Source organism: Streptomyces fumanus, from assembly GCF_014655295.1.
GTDB lineage: Bacteria > Actinomycetota > Actinomycetes > Streptomycetales > Streptomycetaceae > Streptomyces > Streptomyces fumanus.
The window spans coordinates 268,157-287,153 of sequence record NZ_BNBI01000011.1 but is presented as its reverse complement, the minus strand read 5'-3'; the positions used below and the strand labels follow the sequence as shown (position 1 = coordinate 287,153).

General features: G+C 70.5%; 19 protein-coding genes. All 19 read right to left on the bottom strand.

Features of this window, described 5'->3' with window-relative positions; all coding sequences use genetic code 11:
• Positions 1 to 3 precede the first annotated feature (3 nt).
• The 19 genes from IE316_RS25255 to rho all read right to left on the bottom strand — a co-directional run bounded on the left by IE316_RS25255 (position 4) and on the right by rho (position 18,784).
• Entirely contained in the window at positions 4 to 450 is a 447-nt protein-coding gene (locus tag IE316_RS25255; protein ID WP_190206756.1) for a DUF2550 domain-containing protein, read from the bottom strand.
• 129 nt (positions 451 to 579) lie between these two features.
• Positions 580 to 954: a F0F1 ATP synthase subunit epsilon gene (locus tag IE316_RS25250; protein WP_190206755.1), complete on the bottom strand. Its 375-nt coding sequence runs from the start codon at positions 952 to 954 to the stop codon at positions 580 to 582.
• A gap of 113 nt (positions 955 to 1,067) precedes the next feature.
• Positions 1,068 to 2,516: a F0F1 ATP synthase subunit beta gene (gene atpD / locus IE316_RS25245; RefSeq protein ID WP_190206754.1), complete on the bottom strand. Its 1,449-nt coding sequence runs from the start codon at positions 2,514 to 2,516 to the stop codon at positions 1,068 to 1,070.
• The gene (locus tag IE316_RS25240) at positions 2,516 to 3,433 is read right to left on the bottom strand and encodes a F0F1 ATP synthase subunit gamma (protein WP_190206753.1); all 918 of its coding nucleotides are present in this window, start codon (positions 3,431 to 3,433) and stop codon (positions 2,516 to 2,518) included. The genes atpD and IE316_RS25240 overlap by 1 nt, the downstream gene beginning before the upstream one ends.
• Positions 3,434 to 3,454: 21 nt before the next feature.
• Positions 3,455 to 5,044: a F0F1 ATP synthase subunit alpha gene (gene atpA, locus IE316_RS25235; RefSeq protein WP_190206752.1), complete on the bottom strand. Its 1,590-nt coding sequence runs from the start codon at positions 5,042 to 5,044 to the stop codon at positions 3,455 to 3,457.
• A gap of 142 nt (positions 5,045 to 5,186) precedes the next feature.
• On the bottom strand, positions 5,187 to 6,008 hold the full coding sequence (locus IE316_RS25230) for a F0F1 ATP synthase subunit delta (RefSeq protein WP_190206751.1): 822 nt from the start codon (positions 6,006 to 6,008) through the stop codon (positions 5,187 to 5,189).
• A complete protein-coding gene (locus IE316_RS25225; RefSeq protein WP_190206750.1) occupies positions 6,005 to 6,565 on the bottom strand; it encodes a F0F1 ATP synthase subunit B in 561 nt (186 codons plus the stop codon). The genes IE316_RS25230 and IE316_RS25225 overlap by 4 nt, the downstream gene beginning before the upstream one ends.
• Positions 6,566 to 6,605: 40 nt before the next feature.
• Entirely contained in the window at positions 6,606 to 6,830 is a 225-nt protein-coding gene (gene atpE, locus IE316_RS25220) for an ATP synthase F0 subunit C (RefSeq protein ID WP_190206749.1), read from the bottom strand.
• Between the two features lie 73 nt (positions 6,831 to 6,903).
• Positions 6,904 to 7,743, bottom strand: coding sequence for a F0F1 ATP synthase subunit A (gene atpB, locus IE316_RS25215; RefSeq protein WP_190206748.1), 840 nt, complete (start codon positions 7,741 to 7,743; stop codon positions 6,904 to 6,906).
• A 210-nt stretch (positions 7,744 to 7,953) separates the two neighbouring features.
• The gene (locus IE316_RS25210; RefSeq protein WP_190206747.1) at positions 7,954 to 8,388 is read right to left on the bottom strand and encodes a Cg1360 family ATP-synthase-associated protein; all 435 of its coding nucleotides are present in this window, start codon (positions 8,386 to 8,388) and stop codon (positions 7,954 to 7,956) included.
• Between the two features lie 287 nt (positions 8,389 to 8,675).
• A complete protein-coding gene (locus IE316_RS25205) occupies positions 8,676 to 9,995 on the bottom strand; it encodes an MraY family glycosyltransferase (RefSeq protein WP_190206746.1) in 1,320 nt (439 codons plus the stop codon).
• Positions 9,996 to 10,124: 129 nt separating this feature from the next.
• On the bottom strand, positions 10,125 to 11,378 hold the full coding sequence (gene glyA, locus IE316_RS25200) for a serine hydroxymethyltransferase (RefSeq protein WP_190206745.1): 1,254 nt from the start codon (positions 11,376 to 11,378) through the stop codon (positions 10,125 to 10,127).
• A gap of 92 nt (positions 11,379 to 11,470) precedes the next feature.
• Positions 11,471 to 12,142, bottom strand: coding sequence for an arsenate reductase/protein-tyrosine-phosphatase family protein (locus IE316_RS25195; protein ID WP_190206744.1), 672 nt, complete (start codon positions 12,140 to 12,142; stop codon positions 11,471 to 11,473).
• On the bottom strand, positions 12,139 to 12,786 hold the full coding sequence (locus IE316_RS25190) for an L-threonylcarbamoyladenylate synthase (RefSeq protein ID WP_190206743.1): 648 nt from the start codon (positions 12,784 to 12,786) through the stop codon (positions 12,139 to 12,141). Before IE316_RS25190 ends, IE316_RS25195 begins: the two co-directional genes overlap by 4 nt.
• 52 nt (positions 12,787 to 12,838) lie before the next feature.
• Positions 12,839 to 13,684 (bottom strand): peptide chain release factor N(5)-glutamine methyltransferase, encoded by an 846-nt coding sequence (gene prmC, locus IE316_RS25185; protein WP_190206742.1) that lies wholly within the window; start codon positions 13,682 to 13,684, stop codon positions 12,839 to 12,841.
• A 25-nt stretch (positions 13,685 to 13,709) separates the two neighbouring features.
• Positions 13,710 to 14,777 (bottom strand): peptide chain release factor 1, encoded by a 1,068-nt coding sequence (prfA, locus tag IE316_RS25180; RefSeq protein WP_190206741.1) that lies wholly within the window; start codon positions 14,775 to 14,777, stop codon positions 13,710 to 13,712.
• A gap of 108 nt (positions 14,778 to 14,885) precedes the next feature.
• Positions 14,886 to 15,110, bottom strand: a complete 225-nt coding sequence (rpmE, locus tag IE316_RS25175) for a 50S ribosomal protein L31 (protein ID WP_190206740.1) — start codon at positions 15,108 to 15,110, stop codon at positions 14,886 to 14,888.
• 137 nt (positions 15,111 to 15,247) lie between these two features.
• Positions 15,248 to 16,387 carry an LCP family protein gene (locus IE316_RS25170; protein ID WP_190206739.1) on the bottom strand — a complete coding sequence of 380 codons (1,140 nt, stop codon included), beginning with the start codon at positions 16,385 to 16,387 and terminating at the stop codon, positions 15,248 to 15,250.
• A 336-nt stretch (positions 16,388 to 16,723) separates the two neighbouring features.
• A complete protein-coding gene (gene rho / locus IE316_RS25165) occupies positions 16,724 to 18,784 on the bottom strand; it encodes a transcription termination factor Rho (RefSeq protein ID WP_190206738.1) in 2,061 nt (686 codons plus the stop codon).
• Between the last annotated feature and the right edge of the window lie 213 nt (positions 18,785 to 18,997).

Below are 18,997 nucleotides of genomic sequence, written 5' to 3'. Positions count from 1 at the left end.
CCCCTAAGCGACATTGACGCGCTGACCGGGCGGGGCTGCCTCAAGCCACGCGAGGAAACCGGTCAGCGCGTCTTCGCTCATCGCCAGTTCCAGCCGGGTCCCCCGGTGCAGACACGCGAGGACCACGGAGTCGGAGAGCAGGGCCAGCTCCTCCTCGCCCTCCGGGACGCGGCGGCCGGCCACCTCGATCGCGGAGCGCTCCAGCACCCGGCGCGGCCGGGGCGAGTACGAGAAGACCCGGTACCACTCGACGCGGTCGCCGTTGTACCGGGCCACCCCGTAGGCCCAGCCCTTGCCGTCGGCGTCGCCCTCCCGGGGGGCGTCCCAGCGCAGCGAGCAGTCGAAGGTGCCGCCCGAGCGCTGGATCAGCCGGCGGCGCAGTCCGAAGACGAACAGTCCCACCACCAGGAGGGCGACGATCGTTCCGCACACAGTCAGAGCGAGGACCATCGGCACCGACCTCCTCGTCTCCTAGGTAACGGAACGTAAAAAACACCCACATCTGCCTCAGCCGCGGCCGGGTCCGGATCACTCCGGTCCCAGCCGCGGCTGAGTGACGTCATAGCACGGCGCGTGGGCTCAGTGCGCCGCCGCCGCACGCAGTCGGACGTCCGCGCGCCGCTCGGCGGTGGCGTCGCCCTCCGCCTTGGCGCGCTCCAGCTCCCGCTCCGCGCGCTGGACGTCGATCTCGTCCGACAGCTCGGCGACCTCCGCCAGCAGCGACAGCTTGTCGTCCGCGAACGAGATGAAACCGCCGTGCACCGCGGCGACGACCGTCCCGCCGTCACTCGTACGAATGGTCACCGGGCCCGACTCCAGCACACCGAGCAGCGGCTGGTGACCGGGCATGACGCCGATGTCGCCGGACGTGGTGCGCGCGACGACCAGGGTGGCCTCGCCGGACCAGACCTCTCGGTCGGCCGCGACCAGCGCGACGTGCAGCTCAGCAGCCAAGGGTGGCTCCTCGGGTCACCACCCGGCGGTTCTGCCGGGTGTTGGTTACAAGTCTAAGGGGCGTGGCGGAGGGGGCGGGACGCGCCCGCCCCCTCACCGGAAGACCGCGGGGGTCAGGAGACGCCCAGCTCCTTCGCGTTCTTCTTCAGGTCCTCGAGACCACCGCACATGAAGAACGCCTGCTCGGGGAAGTGGTCGTACTCACCGTCGCAGATCGCGTTGAACGCGGCGATCGACTCGTCCAGCGGCACGTCCGAGCCGTCCACGCCGGTGAACTGCTTGGCGACGTGGGTGTTCTGGGACAGGAAGCGCTCGACGCGGCGGGCGCGCTGGACGACCAGCTTGTCCTCCTCGCCCAGCTCGTCGATGCCGAGGATGGCGATGATGTCCTGGAGGTCCTTGTACTTCTGCAGGATGTTCTTGACGCGCATGGCGCAGTCGTAGTGGTCCTGCGCGATGTACCGCGGGTCCAGGATGCGGGACGTGGAGTCCAGCGGGTCCACGGCCGGGTAGATGCCCTTCTCCGAGATCGGACGGGAGAGCACCGTCGTCGCGTCGAGGTGGGCGAAGGTGGTGGCCGGGGCCGGGTCGGTCAGGTCGTCCGCGGGGACGTAGATCGCCTGCATCGAGGTGATCGAGTGACCGCGGGTCGAGGTGATGCGCTCCTGGAGGAGGCCCATCTCGTCGGCCAGGTTCGGCTGGTAGCCCACCGCGGAGGGCATGCGGCCGAGCAGGGTCGACACCTCGGAGCCGGCCTGCGTGAAGCGGAAGATGTTGTCGATGAAGAACAGCACGTCCTGCTTCTGGACGTCACGGAAGTACTCGGCCATGGTCAGGCCGGCCAGCGCGACGCGCAGACGGGTGCCCGGGGGCTCGTCCATCTGGCCGAAGACCAGGGCGGTCTTGTCGATGACGCCGGACTCGCTCATCTCGTCGATGAGGTCGTTGCCCTCACGGGTGCGCTCGCCGACACCGGCGAACACGGAGACACCGTCGTGGTTGTTGGCGACGCGGTAGATCATCTCCTGGATGAGCACCGTCTTGCCGACGCCGGCGCCGCCGAACAGACCGATCTTGCCGCCCTTGACGTACGGGGTCAGCAGGTCGATGACCTTGACGCCGGTCTCGAACATCTCGGTCTTCGACTCGAGCTCGTCGAAGTTCGGGGCCTTGCGGTGGATGGACCAGCGCTCGCCCTCGTACTTCTCGTCGACGTTCAGCACCTCACCGAGGGTGTTGAACACCTTGCCCTTGGTGAAGTCGCCGACCGGGACGGTGATGCCGTCGCCGGTGTCGGTGACCGGGGCCTGGCGGACCAGGCCGTCGGTGGGCTGCATGGAGATGGTGCGGACCAGGCCGTCACCCAGGTGCTGGGCGACCTCCAGGGTCAGCGTCTTCTTCTCGCCGGCGTTGGCCGGGTCGGCCACCTCGACGTGAAGGGCGTTGTAGATGTCCGGCATCGCGTCGACGGGGAACTCCACGTCGACGACCGGGCCGATGACCCGCGCGACGCGGCCCGTGGCCACGCCCGCCGCAGCGGTCGGCTCAACAGTGGTGGTCATTACTTGTCACTCCCCGCGGTCGCGTCGGCCAGGGCGCTGGCGCCACCGACGATCTCGCTGATTTCCTGGGTGATTTCGGCCTGGCGGGCCGCGTTGGCAAGACGGGAGAGCGTGTTGATCAGCTCGCCCGCGTTGTCGGTGGCCGACTTCATCGCGCGCCGCGTGGCGGCGTGCTTGGAAGCGGCCGACTGGAGCAGCGCGTTGTAGATCCGGCTCTCGACGTACCGCGGCAGCAGGGCGTCGAGGACGTCCTCCGCCGACGGCTCGAAGTCGTACAGCGGGAGGATCTCGCCCTTGGCGGGCGACTCCTCCTTGACCTCTTCGAGGCGCAGCGGCAGCAACTGGGCGCCGACCGCCGTCTGGGTCATCATCGACACGAACTCCGTGTAGACGATGTGGAGCTCGTCCACGCCGCCGTCCGCGGTGTCCTTCTCGATGGCCTCGATCAGCGGCGCCGCGACCTTCTTGGCGTCCGCGTACGACGGCTCGTCGGTGAAGCCCGACCACGACTCCGCGATCTTGCGCTCGCGGAAGTTGTAGTGGGCGACACCCCGGCGGCCGACGATGTAGACGACGACCTCCTTGCCTTCCTGCTCCAGCTTGGCGGTGAGCTGCTCCGCCTGCTTGATGGCGTTGGAGTTGAAGGCACCGGCCAGACCGCGGTCGCTGGTCAGCAGCAGCACCGCGGACCGGGTGACCGTCTCGGCCTGGGTGGTCAGCGGGTGCTTGGTGTTCGATCCCGTGCCGACCGCGGTGACCGCGCGGGTCAGCTCGGTCGCGTACGGCGTGGAGGCCGCCACCTTGCGCTGCGCCTTGACGACGCGCGAGGCGGCGATCATCTCCATCGCCTTCGTGATCTTCTTGGTCGCGGTGACGGATCGGATGCGACGCTTGTAGACCCGGAGCTGGGCTCCCATGAGTCAGGTCCCTTCCTTACGTCACTTGGCCGCGGCCGGGGCGTCCTCGCCGAGCAGCTTGCCGTCCGAGGTCTCGAACTGCTTCTTGAACTCGGCGATGGCGTCACCGACGGCCTGCAGGGTGTCGTCGGACATCTTGCCGCCCTCGCGGATGGAGGTCATCAGGCCCTGCTCCTTGCGGTGCAGGTACTCCAGCAGCTCCCGCTCGAAGCGGCGGATGTCGGCGACCGGCACGTCGTCCATGCGGCCGGTGGTGCCGGCCCAGACGGAGACGACCTGGTCCTCGGTGGACATCGGCTCGTACTGGTTCTGCTTGAGCAGCTCGACCATGCGCTGGCCGCGCTCGAGCTGGGCCTTGGAGGCCGCGTCCAGGTCGGAACCGAAGGCGGCGAACGCCTCCAGCTCACGGAACTGGGCGAGGTCCACGCGGAGCCGGCCGGAGACCTGCTTCATCGCCTTGTGCTGCGCGGAACCACCGACTCGGGAGACGGAGATACCGACGTTCAGCGCGGGGCGCTGACCGGCGTTGAACAGGTCCGACTCCAGGAAGCACTGGCCGTCGGTGATGGAGATGACGTTGGTCGGGATGAACGCCGAGACGTCGTTGGCCTTGGTCTCGACGATCGGCAGACCGGTCATCGAGCCGGCGCCCATGTCGTCGGAGAGCTTGGCGCAGCGCTCCAGCAGCCGGGAGTGCAGGTAGAAGACGTCACCGGGGTACGCCTCGCGGCCCGGCGGACGGCGCAGCAGCAGCGACACGGCGCGGTAGGCGTCGGCCTGCTTCGACAGGTCGTCGAAGATGATCAGGACGTGCTTGCCCTCGTACATCCACTGCTGGCCGATGGCCGAGCCGGTGTACGGCGCCAGGTACTTGAAGCCGGCCGGGTCGGAGGCCGGGGCGGCGACGATGGTCGTGTACTCCAGCGCGCCGTTCTCCTCCAGCGCGCGGCGGACCGACGCGATGGTGGAGCCCTTCTGGCCGATGGCGACGTAGATGCAGCGGACCTGCTTCTTCGGGTCGCCCGAGCGCCAGTTGTCGCGCTGGTTGATGATCGTGTCGACGGCCAGGGCGGTCTTGCCGGTCTGGCGGTCGCCGATGATGAGCTGGCGCTGGCCGCGGCCGATCGGCGTCATGGCGTCGACGGCCTTGTAGCCGGTCTCCATCGGCTCGTGCACCGACTTGCGCTGCATGACCGTGGGGGCCTGCAGCTCGAGGGCGCGGCGACCGGAGGTCTCGATCTCGCCGAGGCCGTCGATCGGGTTGCCGAGGGGGTCGACGACGCGGCCGAGGTAGCCCTCGCCGACCGCGACGGAGAGGACCTCGCCGGTACGGGTGACCGGCTGACCCTCCTCGATGCCGCTGAACTCACCGAGGACGATGGCACCGATCTCGCGCTCCTCGAGGTTGAGGGCGAGGCCGAGGGTGCCGTCCTCGAACTTCAGCAGTTCGTTGGCCATGGCCGAGGGCAGCCCCTCGACCTTCGCGATGCCGTCGCCGGCAAGGGTGACCGTACCGACCTCCTCGCGCGAGGCCGCGTCCGGCTGGTACGACTGGACGAAGGTCTCCAGTGCGTCCCGGATCTCCTCCGGCCGGATCGTGAGCTCCGCCATCTGGGTTCCCTGCTCTCCTTGTTGGGCCCGAAGTTTCACTTTGGGGGGATGTCTCGAAATCCCGGACTCCCCCCTGAACGAGGTGAATCCTCTGCACGGCCCAACCGGGCCGTAGGTACACGTACGTACTGCTTTGAAGTCGCTAGCCCGCCAGGCGGCGGCCGGCGTCCTCGAGGCGGTCGGCGATGGAGCCGTTGATCACCTCGTCGCCGACCTGCACCCGCATCCCGCCGAGGACCGCGGGGTCCACGTCGAGGTTGAGGTGCATGGGGCGGCCGTAGAGCTTGGCGAGGGCGGCGCCCAGGCGCTGCTTCTGCGGGTCGCTCAGCGGCACCGCCGACGTGACGACGGCGACCATGCGGTCCCGGCGCTCGGCGGCGAGCTTGGACAGGGACTCGAGTCCCGCTTCCAGGCTACGTCCCCGGGGCGCGGTGACCAGACGGGTCACCAGCCGCTCGGTGACCGGCTTGGCCCTGCCCCCGAGCAGGGTGCGCAGCAGCGCGCCCTTGGCCGGGGCGGTGGCCTTGCGGTCGGTCAGCGCGGCCCGCAGCTCGGTGCTGGAGCCGACGATCCGGCCGAACCGGAACAGCTCGTCCTCCACGTCGTCGAGGCTGCCGTCGCGCTGGGCGGCGGTGAGGTCGGCGGTGTTCGCCAGTTCCTCCAGCGCGTCCACCAGGTCGCGCGACTGCGACCAGCGGGCGCGCACCAGTCCGGCGACCAGATCGGCGGTGGGGCCGCCGACCTGGGTGCCGAGCAGGCGCCGCGCCAGTTGCGCCTTGGCCTCGCCGTCCTGCGCCGGGTCGGTGAGGACCCGACGCAGCGACACCTCACGGTCGAGCAGCGCGGTCACGGCGGCCAGCTCGTCGGCGAGCCGGGCCGCGTCCACGGACGTGGCGTCCGTCAACGCGTCCAGTCGCTCACGGGCGGCGGCCAGCGCCTCGCGGCTCGCACCGTGCGCGGTCATCGGGCCGCCTCGGCGGTCGACGCCTTGCCGTCCAGCTCGTCGAGGAAGCGGTCGATGACCCGGCTCTGCCGGGCGTGGTCCTGGAGGGACTCGCCGACCAGCTTGCCGGCCAGCTCCGTGGCGAGCTTGCCGACGTCCTGGCGCAGCGCGGACGCGGCGGCCTTGCGGTCGGCTTCGATCTGGGCGTGACCGGCGGCGATGATCTCCTCACGCTGCCGCTGGCCTTCCGCGCGCATCTCGGCGATGAGCGCGGCACCCTGCTCCTGCGCCTCCTGGCGCAGGCGCGCGGCCTCGTGGCGGGCCTCGGCGAGCTGGGCCTTGTACTGCTCAAGGACGCTCTGGGCCTCGGTCTGCGCGGCCTCGGCCTTCTCGATACCGCCCTCGATGGCCTCGCGACGCTCCTCCAGAACCTTGTTGATGTTCGGGAGCAGCTTCTTGGCGAGGAAGCCGAAGACGATGACGAAAGCGATGAGGCCGATGACGACTTCCGGCCACGGCGGGATGAGGGGGTTTTCCTTCTCACCCTCAGCCGCCAGGAAAACCAGGGCGGAGTTCACATCAGTGCCTTTCGTCGAAAGGGTCGGTCGTCAGTCCGTCTTAGTAGACGAACGGCATGACGAGACCGATCAGGGCGAGCGCCTCACAGAAGGCGAAGCCCAGGATCTGGTTGGCGCGGATCAGGCCGGCCGCCTCGGGCTGGCGGGCGAGGGCCTGGGTGCCGTTGCCGAAGATGATGCCGACGCCGACGCCGGGGCCGATGGCGGCCAGGCCGTAACCAACGGAGCTGAGCGAACCATCGACAGCGGCAAGGGTGTTGGACATGCCAGTTCTTCCTTCTCTTTACGGACCGGTGGGGGTTGGCCACCGGACGGCTAGGGGGTAGGAGGCGGGACGCTCAGTGGTGCTCGGCGAGCGCGCCCTGGATGTAGGTGCAGGTCAGCAGGACGAACACATACGCCTGCACGGCCTGGATGAACAGCTCGAAGGCCGTCATGATGATCGTCATGACGAACGAGACGCCGGCGTAGGCGATGCCGATGCCGTTCAGCAGGTACCAGCTCGCGATCGTGAAGAGCAGCAGCAGGGTGTGGCCCGCGAACATGTTGGCGAAGAGCCGGACGGCGTGCGTGAAGGGGCGGACGATCAGGTTCGAGAAGAACTCGATCAGCATGGCCAGCGGCAGCACGGCGCCGAGCGACTTGTCGTAGCCCGTCACGTTCTTGAAGAAGCCGACGAATCCGTGGCGCTTGAACGTCAGGGAGACCCAGAGGATGTAGACGATCGCGGCGAGGCCGGCGGGGTAGGCGATGATCGACGTCACCGGGAACTGGGCGACCGGGATGATCGACCAGAGGTTCATCATCCAGATGAAGAAGAACAGGGTGACGATCAGCGGGACGTACTTCTCACCCTCCCGCTTGCCGAGCGTCTCGTAGACCACACCGCGGCGGATGAAGTCGTAGCCGGACTCGGCGATCATCTGGAGCTTGCCCGGGACGACCTTGGGGCGCGCGAACGCGGCCCAGAAGAAGCCGACGATGATGACCGAGCCGAGGAGCGCGAGCAGCATCGGCTTGTTGAAGTAGAAGCCGTTGCCGTCCGCGTTGCCGGCGAGCGGCTCGAAGAGGAACGAGTGCAGGCCGGGAGCCGGGAAGCCACAGCCGTCGAAGATGTGGCAGTCGGTCTCGAAGGCGAGCACCTGCGTCGGGTCAGCACTCACCGCGGGCTCCTTCATCGTGGCGCATGGGTACGGCAACCTCGTTGTGTCGGCGCGGCGCGGAGCCGCGGTTCGGCACGGGACTGGTGTTACGGATGTGGGGGCGGCTGTGGGGCATCTCGCCTCGCGAATGAGCAGGCGACAGCTCAGATGCCCGCGCCCGCGATGCCGCAGTTGGCACCGGACGATAGCAGGATCTCTTCGACGTGCTTATCCCGGCCCTACCCCTCACGACGGGCGCCCCGTCTTTTCGGGCTTGTCGTCCGAGGAGTCGGGTTCGACGTAGAGGATCTTCGCCTTCATGTGGGCGCGGGTCTGCGCGGCGATCCACGCCAGGGTGCCGACGACCAACGTGATCGCGAAGGACCGGGGGTTGAACAGGCTGGTGTTCTTGAACGCGGCGAGGAAGACGAACAGCAGCAGGATCTGCGCCGCGTAGAGCATCAGGCCCATCGCCTGGAAGAGGTGCGGAAGCGATTTGGCGGTGCGCTGCAGGACGTACAGCCCGATGCCCATGAACAGGGTCACCACCAGGGTCGCGACGACCGCTCCGAGCACACCCTTGCCACCGGCCAGCACACCACTGACGACGGCGGCGATGGCGCCGGCGGCGACTGTGGGCACAGCGGCCTGGAGCAGGGTCCGGACGTCGTTGGACGGCATGGCGGCAACTCCGCTTTTCACAGGGGGCAGGGTGTCGTCATGGACGAGCGTAGTCCCGGGCTGAGTGGTGTCCTCACGCCAAGAGAACCGGCGCATCGCGGTCCTTCGGCTCTATCCGGGGGTTCTCGTGAACCGTATCACAAACTATTTGATGAGGTCTTTACCTGAGGGTGTGCGCGCTGTCACACATGAGAGTGAAGCTGCGCGTTTGTGCAAAAACAGCGCCGACTTGTCTGGTATTGGGGCGCTTCGCTCCCCCACGACTTGGCAATGCTCTAGTCAGATTCTTACCTTGGCAGCTTCGATCGGGGACCGACGGCCGTTGCGCCATTGACACCCGTGACACCGGAGACCCCGGCCGGCACCCGGTCCTCGCCCTCGTCGTCCGCGTCCGCCGCCCGCGCCCGCGGTGCCGCGCCGGCCGCCGGGGCACCCACCGCGCGCCGCCGGTAGCGCGGCGGGACCAGGCGCTGCGCCCAGAGCGGGACGCGCGGGGTGAACCGCGGCAGCAGGAGCAGCACCAGGCCCAGGGCGCTGAGGAAGACGACCCCCAGCACGATCCACATCGAGGCCGAGTTCACCGAGTAGGCGAGCGCGCCGAAGGCGATCAGCGCCGACCAGAAGTACATGATCAGCACCGCCCGGCTGTGGCTGTGCCCCACCTCCAGCAGCCGGTGGTGCAGATGCCCCCGGTCGGCGGCGAACGGCGACTGGCCGCGCCAGGTGCGCCGGACGATCGCCAGGATCAGGTCGGCGGCCGGGATGGCGATGATGGTCAGCGGCATCAGCAGCGGGATGTAGACCGGCACCATCTGGTGCACGGTGTTGCGCTCGGAGCCGGAGAACAGCCGCATCGCGTCCGGGTCGACCTGCCCGGTCACCGAGATCGCGCCGGCCGCCAGCACCAGGCCGATCAGCATCGACCCGGAGTCCCCCATGAAGATCCGCGCCGGGTGCATGTTGTGCGGCAGGAAGCCCAGGCACATGCCCATCAGGATCGCCGCGAACAGGGTGGCCGGGGCGGCGGCCTCGATGCCGTACGAGTACCAGATCCGGTAGGCGTACATGAAGAACGCCGCCGAGGCGATGCACACCATGCCGGCCGCGAGCCCGTCCAGGCCGTCCACGAAGTTGACCGCGTTGATGGTGATGACCACCAGCGCCACCGTCAGCAGCGTGCCCTGCCCCTGGGTGAGCGCCACGTTGCCGACGCCCGGGATGGGCAGCCACAGGATCGTCAGACCCTGCACCACCATCACACCGGCGGCGATCATCTGGGCGCCCAGCTTGATCAGGGCGTCGATCTCGAACTTGTCGTCCAGCACACCGATCAGCCAGATCAGCGCGGCCCCGGAGAGCAGCGCCCGGGGCTCGTTGGAGGTCTCGAAGACCTGGTTGAGGTTGGTGAGGTGGTCGGCGACCAGCATGCCCGCGCACAGGCCGAAGAACATGGCGATACCGCCGAGCCGCGGAGTGGGTTCCCGGTGCACGTCCCGGGCCCGGATCTCCGGCATCGCCCCCGCCACGATCGCGAACTTCCGCACCGGCCCGGTCAGCAGGTACGTCACCGCGGCCGTGATGCAGAGCGTCAGCAGGTATTCACGCACGGGCTTCCCCACAGGTCTCGCTGGCCATTCCAGGCCCACACCCTAGCGATGCGCGCATATGGGTGGGGACTTCCGGGTAGCGACGATGGTTGCACGCGCGGCTGTGCCCCCCGGAGCAACCGCCGTCTTTCACCCCGGATACGGCGGAAACGCCTCCGCCAGTCCCCGGGCCAGCGACCGCGCCCGGGTGACCCCCGTCTCCTCCCTGAGCACCCCGCCGATCAGTTCGGCGATCAGCGCCATCTCCGGCTCCGCCATGCCCTGCGTGGTGACCGCCGCGGTGCCAAGGCGCAGGCCCCGGGCGTCCGGGTGCGGCAGCGCGCAGCAGTCCAGGACCAGGCCGGCCGCCGCCAGCCTCCCGCGCGCGGTGCGGCCGTCGACGCCGAGCGGCGCCGGGTCGACGGTCAGCAGGTGGGTGTCGGTGCCGCCGGTGGTGACCGCCAGGCCCTGGGCGGCCAGCCGGTCGCCGAGCACCCGGGCGTTGGCGACGACCTGATGGGCGTAGGCGGCGAAGGCGGGGGTGCGGGCCTCGCCGAAGGCGACCGCCTTGGCGGCGACGGTGTGCATCTGCGCGCCGCTCTGGGTGAACGGGAAGACCGCCCGGTCCACCCGCTCGGCCAGCTCGGCGCCGCACAGGATCATGCCGCCGCGCGGACCGCGCAGCACCTTGTGGGTGGTGGCGCAGACGATGTCCGCGTACGGCACCGGGCTGGGCGCCGCTCCCCCGGCGACCAGCCCGATCGGATGGGCGGCGTCCGCGATGAGGTACGCGCCGGCCTCGTCGGCGACCTCGCGGAAGAAGGCGTAGTCCAGGTGCCGGGGGTAGCAGATCGAGCCGCACACGATGGCCTTGGGCCGGTGCGCGCGGGCCAGCGCGCGCACCTGGTCCCGGTCGATCAGGCCGGTCTCCGCGTCCACCCCGTAGCCGATGAACCGGAACCAGCGGCCGGAGAAGTTCCCGGGCGACCCGTGGGTGAGGTGCCCGCCGTGCGGCAGGCCGAGGGCGAGGACGGTGTCGCCGGGGCGCAGCAGCGCGGCGTAGGCGGCGAGCACCGCCGAGGAGCCCGAGTGGGGCTGGACGTTGGCGTGCTCGGCCCCGAACAGCGCCCGGGCCCGCTGTACGGCGAGGCGCTCGGCGGCGTCGGCCAGCTCGCAGCCGCCGTGGTGCCGGGCGCCCGGGTAGCCCTCGGCGTACTTGTTGGCCAGCGGGGAGCCGAGCGCGGCCAGCACGGCGGGTGAGGTGAAGTTCTCGGCGGCGATGAGCTGGAGCGTGCCGGCCTGCCGGTCCCGCTCGGCGAGCAGCACGTCGGCCATCTCGGGGTCCTGCCGCCGCAGAACGTCGGCGTCGGCCACGCCGGGGGCGACGGGATGGGTGACCGGCATGGCAGCGCTCCGGGCGGCTCGTCGACGAGGGCGTACGACCACTGTAGGCCCGGGGCGCGCCGGGTGCCCGCCGGAGTGCGGCGGGGTGCCCGTCAGGTGCGCGCGGGCACCCCGGTCAGCGCGGTGACCACCGGGTCGAGCGCCTGGTGTATCTCCTCGCCGATCGACCGGAAGAAGGTCAGCGGGGCGCCGTAGGGGTCGTAGACCTCGTCCGCCTCCGCCGTCGGGGCCAGCAGCCAGCCGCGCAGCGCGGCGGCGGCCCGCACCAGGGCGCGGGCGCGGGCCACCACGCCCTCCTCCAGGGGCGGCAGGGTGGCCGGGTCGATGGCGTTGACCAGGCGGGTGAACTCCTTCAGCGTGAAGGTCCGCAGGCCCGCCGAGTGCCCCATGGAGATCACCTGCGCGCGGTGGTCGCGGGTCGCGGTCAGCACCAGGTCGGCCCGGATCACGTGCTCGTCCAGCAGTTCGCGGCCGACGAAGCCGGAGGCGTCCGCGCCGAAGTCGGCGAGCACGGTCTCCGCGTTGGCCTCCATCGGGGCGCCCTCGTGGCCCCAGGTGCCGGCGCTCTCGACGATCAGCGGGCCGCCCAGGATGCCGAGCCGCTCCCGTACGAAATGGCGGGTCAGCCGCTCGGTGATGGGCGAGCGGCAGACGTTGCCGGTGCTGACGTGGAGGATGCGGAACCGGTCGCGGGGAAGGCCGACGAAGGTCGTCGTCTGTTCCGCGAGACCGCCTATGCCGCGCCCCGCCTCAGGGGCCGTCAATTCGCCACCTCGAGGTCGGGTACGACCTTCCTCAGTTCCTCCGCCGGGATCGCGCCGGCCCGCAGCAGCACGGGCACCTCGCCGGTGACGTCGACGATGGAGGAGGGCTCGTTGCCGGGGGTGGGGCCGCCGTCCAGGTAGACGGAGACGGAGTCGCCGAGCATGCTCTGCGCGGCGTCGCAGTCCTCCGGCACGGGGTGCCCGGTGAGGTTGGCGGAGGTGACGCCCATGGGGCCGACCTCGGTGAGCAGCTCGATGGCGACCGGGTGCAGCGGCATCCGGACGGCGACGGTGCCCCGGGTGTCCCCGAGGTCCCACTGGAGCGAGGGCTGGTGCCGGGCGACCAGGGTGAGCGCGCCCGGCCAGAACGCGTCGACCAGCTCCCAGGCCGACTCGGAGAAGTCGGTGACCAGGCCGTGCAGCGTGTTCGGGGAGCCGATCAGCACGGGGGTGGGCATGGCACGGCCCCGTCCCTTGGCCTCCAGCAGGTCGGCGACGGCCTCCGCGGAGAACGCGTCGGCGCCGATCCCGTACACCGTGTCCGTCGGCAGCACCACCAGCTCGCCACGGCGGACGGCGGACGCGGCCTCGCGCAGACCGGTCACGCGGTCGGTCGCGTCGTTGGTGTCGTATCGCCGTGCCATGTCTAGCGGGCCTCCTCGTGCACGTGCTGCGGATGCGGGGTCGGGGCGGTGCTCACGGCAGCGCCTTGCGGGCGGTGGCGAACCGGGGGCGGTTGTTGAGGTCGGGGTGGTCGGCGGCGTCGGCCCAGCCCCGCTCCTCGGTGAAGATCCACGGCACCTGGCCGCCCTGGGTGTCGGCGTGCTCGACGACCACCACACCGCCGGGGCGCAGCAGCCGGTGCGCGGTGCGCTCCAGGCCGCGGATGAGGTCCAGGCCGTCCTCGCCGGAGAACAGCGCCATCTGCGGGTCGTGGTCGCGGGCCTCGGGGGCGACGTACTCCCACTCGGTGAGCGGGATGTACGGCGGGTTGGAGATGACCAGGTCGACCTGGCCGTCGAGGTCCGGGAAGGCGGTCAGGGCGTCGCCCTGGCGCAGCTCGACCCTGGAGCCCGCCATGTTCCTGCGGGTCCACACCAGGGCGTCCTCGCTCAGCTCCACGGCGTACACCCGCGAGCGCGGCACCTCCTGGGCGAGGGCCAGCGCGATGGCGCCGGAGCCGGTGCACAGGTCGACGATGCAGGGCTCGACGACGTCCATGGCGCGCACCGCGTCTATCGCCCAGCCGACCACCGACTCGGTCTCCGGGCGGGGCACGAAGACGCCGGGGCCGACCTGGAGCTCCAGGTAGCGGAAGTAGGCGCGTCCGGTGATGTGCTGGAGCGGCTCGCGGGCCTCACGGCGGGCGATGACCTCCCAGTACCGGGCGTCGAAGTCCGCGTCCCGCACGGTGTGCAGCTCGCCCCGCTTGACGCCGTGCACGAACGCGGCGAGCTCCTCCGCGTCGGTGCGCGGCGAGGGCACGCCGGCGTCGGCCAGCCGCTGGGTGGCCTGGGCCACCTCCATGAGCAGCAGGTTCACGCGTCCTCCGAGCTGTCGGTGAGGGTCAGGCGGCGGCGAGCTTGGCGGCCGAGTCCGCGTCGACGCAAGCCTGGATCACCGCGTCGAGGTCGCCGTCCAGGACCTGGTCCAGGTTGTACGCCTTGAAGCCGACGCGGTGGTCCGAGATGCGGTTCTCCGGGAAGTTGTACGTACGGATCTTCTCGGAGCGGTCGACGGTGCGGACCTGGCTGCGGCGGGCGTCGGCGGCCTCCCGCTCCGCCTCCTCCTGCGCCATGGCCAGCAGCCGTGAGCGCAGGATACGCAGGGCCTGCTCCTTGTTCTGGAGCTGGCTCTTCTCGTTCTGGCAGGAGGCGACGACGCCGGTCGGGATGTGCGTGATGCGCACGGCGGAGTCGGTGGTGTTCACGGACTGCCCGCCGGGCCCGGAGGACCGGTAGACGTCGATGCGCAGGTCATTGGGGTTGATCTCGACGTCGACCTCCTCGGCCTCGGGGGTCACCAGGACACCGGCGGCGGAGGTGTGGATGCGGCCCTGCGACTCGGTGGCGGGCACCCGCTGCACGCGGTGCACCCCGCCCTCGTACTTCAGCCGGGCCCACACGCCCTGGCCGGGCTCGGTCTGGCCGCGGGTCTTCACGGCGACCTGGACGTCCTTGTAGCCGCCCAGCTCGGACTCGGTGGCGTCGATGATCTCGGTCTTCCAGCCGACCCGCTCGGCGTAGCGCAGGTACATGCGCAGCAGGTCCCCGGCGAACAGCGCGGACTCGTCGCCGCCGGCGCCGGCCTTGATCTCCAGGATGACGTCCTTGTCGTCGCTGGGGTCGCGCGGGACGAGCAGCAGCCGCAGCTTCTCGGTCAGCTCCTCGCGGTGCTTCTCCAGCTCCTTGACCTCGGCCGCGAACTCCGGGTCGTCGGCGCCCAGTTCCCGCGCGGTCTCGATGTCGTCGCCCGTCTGCTTCCAGGAGCGGTACGTGGCGATGATCGGGGTCAGCTCGGCGTAGCGCTTGTTCAGCTTGCGCGCGTTCGCCTGGTCGGCGTGGACCGACGGGTCGGCGAGCGTCTTCTCCAGGTCGGCGTGCTCGGCGACGAGTTCCTCGACGGCCTCGAACATCTTGGGGCTCCTGATACTGCGGGGAAAGGGGAAGGCGGGCGACCAAAAACGCCGGTCCCGGCACGCCCCGGGCGGGGGCGCGGCCGTGGACCGGCGGTCTGGGGCTCGCTACTTCTTGGAGCCGGCGGCAGCCTTGCCGAAGCGGGCCTCGAAGCGGGCCACGCGGCCACCGGTGTCGAGGATCTTCTGCTTGCCCGTGTAGAACGGGTGGCACTCGGAGCAGACCTCGGCCCGGATGGTGCCGGACTGGATGGTGCTGCGGGTGGTGAACGACGCGCCGCAGGTGCAGCTCACCTGGGTCTCGACGTACTCGGGGTGGATCTCGCGCTTCAAGGTGTCTCCTAGGTTCGGGAGGGCTCCGGGTCGCCGCCGCGGATTGCGGGAGCGTGAACCGGGGCCGACGGACCAGTCTGCCAGGACTGGCGCCTACTCCCCAAACCGGGGGGCGGGGCCGGGTATTCCCGGCCTGGTCAGGAGGGGCTGACGACGCCGTCCGCCTTGCCGGTGGCGGTGTCCTTCGTGGCGCTCTTGGGGATCGCCCGGTCGTTCTTGAGGGCCGTCCAGACCTGCTGGGCCTTGGTCTCCTCGACGATGACGCGGTTGCCGTCCTGCGGGTCGTACTGGACCGGCATCGTGACCATGGTCATGCTGCCGGCGCCGATGCCCTTGAGGCCGCCGGCGAAGGACATCAGGGCGTTCACCGAGCCCAGGCCGGAGTCGGTGGTGACGGCCTTGGTGGCGGTGTCGGCGAGGTCGACCAGCTTCTTGGGGCTGGTCAGCAGCCCGATCTCCTTGACCTGATCGACCAGGGCCTTGATGAACGCCTGCTGGAGCTGGATGCGGCCGAGGTCGGAGCCGTCGCCGACGCCGTGCCGGGTGCGGACCAGGCCGAGCGCCTGCTCGCCGTCGAGGGTGTGCTCGCCGGCCTTGAGGCTGAGGTGGCTGTCGGGGTCCTCGATGTCCTTCGTGGTGGTGATGTCGACGCCGCCGAGTTCGTCGATGAGCTTCTGGAAGCCGCTGAAGTCGACTTCCAGGTAGTGGTCCATGCGCAGTCCGCTGAGCGACTCGACGGTCTTGACCGCGCAGGCGGCGCCGCCGGTGGCGTACGCGGAGTTGAACATGGCGTTGGTGGCGGCGGGGTGGACGCCGCCCTCGGCGTCGGTGCACTCGGGGCGCTCGATGATGGTGTCGCGGGGGATGGAGACCACGCTGGCCTTCTGGTGGCCCTCGTGGATGTGCACGATCATCGCGGTGTCGGAGCGGGCGGTGCCGTCGTCGGTGCCGCCGCCGAGCTTCTTGTTGCCGCCGGCGCGGGTGTCGGAGCCGAGGACCAGGATGTTCTCGGAGCCGTCGTCGGTCTTCTCCGGGCGGTCGGTGCCCAGGGCCTGGTCGATGTCGACGCTGTGCAGGTTGCCGTTGAGCTTGAAGTACAGGTAGCCGACCCCGCTGCCGCCCAGGACGACGATGCCGGCCGCGGTCCAGGCGGCGACCAGCAGGCCCGTGCGGCGCCGGCCGCGCGGCTTGCGGCGGCGGCCCTTGGCGCGGCGGCGCGGGGCCCTGGTGCCGGGCTCTGACGGTATGCCGGGCTCCGGCGTGCTCTCGGCGGACATGTGCTCCTCGGCTCTCGGACTCTCGACGCACCATCGTCGCTCCGTCCGGTCAGACGGAGAAACCCGGGAAAGGGTTGCACAGCGTTCCGTGACCGAACGGCCCCGCCATGACTACGCACCGTATCGACGGTGGCGGCGAAACCGGGGGCTCACCTGCGGTTTCACCGGGGCGCACGGAACCGCACAGAAAACTCACAGAAAGGGAGCAGTGTGGCAAACGTCTCCCGTGCGCCCCTGCCGTCCCTCCCGTCACCGGGGCCTACGCACGCCACGAGGGCCGCTCCCGGTGCGGGAGCGGCCCTCGTGGCGTTACGGGTGGCGGTGCGGGACGGGCCCTCAGTCGCCGTTGCCCGGCGCGGGGGTCGTCTTCTGGATCTGGAGCAGGAACTCGGCGTTCGACTTGGTCTGCTTCATCTTGTCCAGCAGCAGCTCGATCGCCTGCTGCGAGTCGAGGGCGTGCAGCACCCGGCGCAGCTTCCAGACGATGGCCAGCTCCTCGCTGCCGAGCAGGATCTCCTCCTTGCGGGTGCCGGACGCGTCCACGTCCACCGCGGGGAAGATGCGCTTGTCGGCGAGCTTCCGGTCGAGCTTGAGCTCCATGTTGCCGGTGCCCTTGAACTCCTCGAAGATCACCTCGTCCATGCGGGACCCGGTGTCCACCAGCGCGGTGGCGAGGATGGTCAGCGAACCGCCGTCCTCGATGTTGCGGGCCGCACCGAAGAAGCGCTTCGGCGGGTACAGGGCGGTGGAGTCGACACCACCGGAGAGGATGCGGCCGGAGGCCGGCGCGGCGAGGTTGTACGCACGGCCCAGACGCGTGATCGAGTCCAGCAGCACGACCACGTCGTGGCCCAGCTCCACCAGGCGCTTGGCGCGCTCGATGGCCAGCTCGGCGACGGTGGTGTGGTCCTCGGCCGGGCGGTCGAAGGTCGAGGAGATGACCTCGCCCTTGACCGACCGCTGCATGTCGGTGACCTCTTCCGGACGCTCGTCGACGAGGACGACCATCAGGTGGCACTCGGGGTTGTTGTGCGTGATCGCGTTGGCGACCGCCTGCATGATCATGGTCTTGCCGGTCTTCGGCGGGGCCACGATCAGACCGCGCTGGCCCTTGCCGATCGGCGAGACCAGGTCGATGATCCGGGTCGTCAGCACGCCCGGGTCGGTCTCCAGGCGGAGCCGGTCCTGCGGGTACAGCGGCGTCAGCTTGTTGAACTCCGGCCGCCCGCGGCCGTGTTCGGGCGCCATGCCGTTGACCGAGTCGAGGCGGACCAGCGCGTTGAACTTCTCGCGCCGCTCGCCCTCCTTGGGCTGGCGCACCGCGCCGGTGATGTGGTCGCCCTTGCGCAGGCCGTTCTTGCGGACCTGGGCGAGGGAGACGTACACGTCGTTGGGGCCCGGGAGGTAGCCCGAGGTACGGATGAACGCGTAGTTGTCGAGGATGTCGAGGATGCCCGCGACCGGGATCAGGACGTCGTCCTCGTTGATCTGCGGCTCGGCGGCGATGTCGTCGCGCCCGCGGCGGCCCCGGCGGTCCCGGTAGCGCCCGCGTCGGCCGCGCCGGCCGCCGTCGAAGTCGTCGTCGTCCTGCTGCTGGCGGTCCTGCCGGCCGCCGCCCTGCTGCTGGCGCTGGCCGCCGCCCTGGTTCTGCTGGTCGTCGCCCTTGCCGCGGCGGTCGCGGTCACCGCGCTCCCGGTCACCGCGGTCGCGGTCCCGGCCGCGGTCCCGGCGGTCACGCCGGCGGCCCTCGCCGCCGTCGCCGTCGGAGCGGGCGTCGCCCTGGTGCTGCTGGCCGCCCTGGCCCTGCTGCTGCGTCTGCTGCGCGGTGTCGGTCTTCGGCTCGGCGACGGCCGTGTCGGCCGCGGCGGCCGGGCTCCCGGCGTCGGCGGTGGCGCGGCGGCGGCGGCGCTCGGCGGGGGCCTCCTCGGCCTCGCTCGTCCGGGCGGGGGTGCCGGCGGGCTGTCCCGGGATCTCGATCTGCTGCTGGGCGCCGGCGGCCTTCTCGGCGGAGTCGGTGGCCTTGGCCGCCTTCTTCCCCGCCTTCTCGCCCTTGTCGGCCTGCTCGGCGGCGGGGCCCTCGTCGCCGGTGCGGGTCCGGGCGGTGGCGCGGCGCTTCGGCTTGCTCTCGGCGGCGCCGTCCGCGGCCTTGGCGGGCGCGCCCGAAGCGGCCTGCGCCTCCTTGATGACCTCGATCAACTGGCTCTTGCGCATCCGCGCGGTGCCCCTGATGCCGAGGCCGGATGCGACCTGCTGCAACTCGGCCAGCACCATGCCCTCGAGGCCGGTACCGCGGCGCCGCCGGGAGCCGGCACCGGTGGCAGGCGCGGAGGCGTCCGTGGCGGGCGCTGCAGCGGTCTCCTCGACACGTGCGCCCATCAGATCGGTGGTGTCGCTCACGAAGGGTCCTTCCCTGGAGCGGACGTCGGCCTGTCTGGCTCGGCGACCGGTTGTGCTGTCCGGCTTCGGTCCTTGCTGTGTGAACCGTGCCGGGGCGGTGGTCCGCCTAAGCGGCGGAAGAGATATCTGGTGATGGCGCTTCCTTGAGCCGTGGCACCCAGTGTCTGTGTCACGCGGCGTGGTCGCACCGGTTCCGAAGCGTGCCCGGCGAGC